Source organism: Rhodococcus sp. MPR-R1B (assembly GCF_058793255.1).
The window spans coordinates 1-1,881 of sequence record NZ_JBXAFO010000073.1; the positions used below are offsets into that span (position 1 = coordinate 1).

Consider the following 1,881-nt stretch of genomic DNA (forward strand, 5'->3'; position numbering starts at 1 on the left):
GGTTGAGGAACCACATGCGCTGCTGCGCCAACGACAACGGAACCCGAACCGGACGCACCTGCGCAGTCAACGCCGCACGTGAACCGCCACCGACATGAGAACCCAAACGAGCAGCCAACGCCTCCACCGTCGACGCCTCGAACAACTCCCGCACCGACACCGAAGCATCCAACGCCTGACCCAACCGAGACGTCACCTGCGTCGCAATCAGCGAATTACCACCGAGCGCGAAGAAATCATCATCCAAACCAACACGCTCGACGCCCAGAACATCCGCAAACGTCTGCGCAACAACCTCTTCCACCACCGACGTCGGAGCACGGAACACCGCAACCTGCAACGACGGAACCGGCAACGCCCGACGATCCAACTTCCCGTTCACCGTCAACGGAATCGAATCCAACACCACAAACGCCGACGGCACCATGTACTCCGGCAACAACGAACCCACACCGGTGCGGACATCGTCGACCGAAACGCTCACACCCGCAGCCGGAACCACATACGCCACCAACCGCTGATCACCCGGAGAATCCTCACGGACAACCACCGCCGTCTGCGCCACCGACACATCCGCCAACACCGCAGACTCGATCTCACCGATCTCGATCCGGAAACCACGGATCTTCACCTGATCATCCGCGCGACCCAGATACTCCAAATCACCAGCACTGTTCCACGACGCGACGTCACCCGTGCGGTACAACACCTCGCCGGCATTGAACGGATTCGCCACAAACCGCGTCGACGTCAACCCCGCCTGACCCAGATAACCCCGAGCCAACTGAACACCAGAGACATACATCTCACCCGCGACACCAACAGGCACCGGAGCCAAACGCGTATCGAGCACGAACACCTGCAGACCCGAAATAGCCTGACCCACAACACTCGCCGACGCATCCGCCACCAACGCAGCATCCAACACACGATGGCTCACATGCACCGTCGTCTCCGTGATGCCGTACATGTTCACCAACGTCGGCGCGAAGTCACCGCGGCGGCCGTACCAATCCGACAAGCGACGCAGCTCGAGCGCCTCGCCGCCGAAAACAACCCACCGCAACGACAACTCAGCAGCCCGACCGGATTCCGACGCCAACCGATCAGCCTCGGCCAACTGATAGAACGCCGACGGCGTCTGATTGAGCACCGTCACCCGCTCAGCAGCAAGCAACTCCAAGAACTGCTCCGGCGACCGCGACGTCACATAATCCACAACCACCAACGTGCCGCCGTACAACAGCGGACCCCACAACTCCCACACCGAGAAGTCGAACGCATAACTGTGGAACATCGTCCACACATCGGATTCGTCGAACCCGTACACACTCTCAGTATTCGCAAACAACTTCGCCACCGTCGTGTGCGGAACCTGCACACCCTTCGGGCGACCCGTCGAACCCGACGTGTAAATCACATACGCAACATTCGACGACCGCAACGGCGCAACACGATCCGCATCCGAAACCACCGAACCATCGAACTCCGACACATCCACCGCGTCGATATCAACCACAGGCAAACCAGCGGGCAACACCAACTCACGCCCGGACCACGAAATCGCAGCCACCGGAGCAGCATCAGCCAACATGAACTCGACACGATCAGCCGGATACGACGGATCCACCGGCAAATACCCCGCACCGGACTTCACCACCGCCAACAACGCCACCACAAGATCCGCCGACCGCGGCAACGCCACCGCCACCAACGACTCCGGACCACAACCCTGAGCAATCAACCTGCGCGCCAAACGATTAGCCCGCACCGACAACTCACCATACGACAACGACTCGCCACCGAACCGCACCGCAACCCGATCACCAAACCGCGCAGCAGCATCATCGAACCACGCCGACAACGTCGAATCCACACCAC

General features: G+C 60.6%; 1 protein-coding gene. It reads right to left on the reverse strand.

From position 1 onward, the window contains the following. Window positions 1–1,881 (reverse strand): amino acid adenylation domain-containing protein (locus tag AC1Q61_RS32670; protein ID WP_492651484.1); only part of this gene is annotated, 1,881 nt, incomplete at both ends.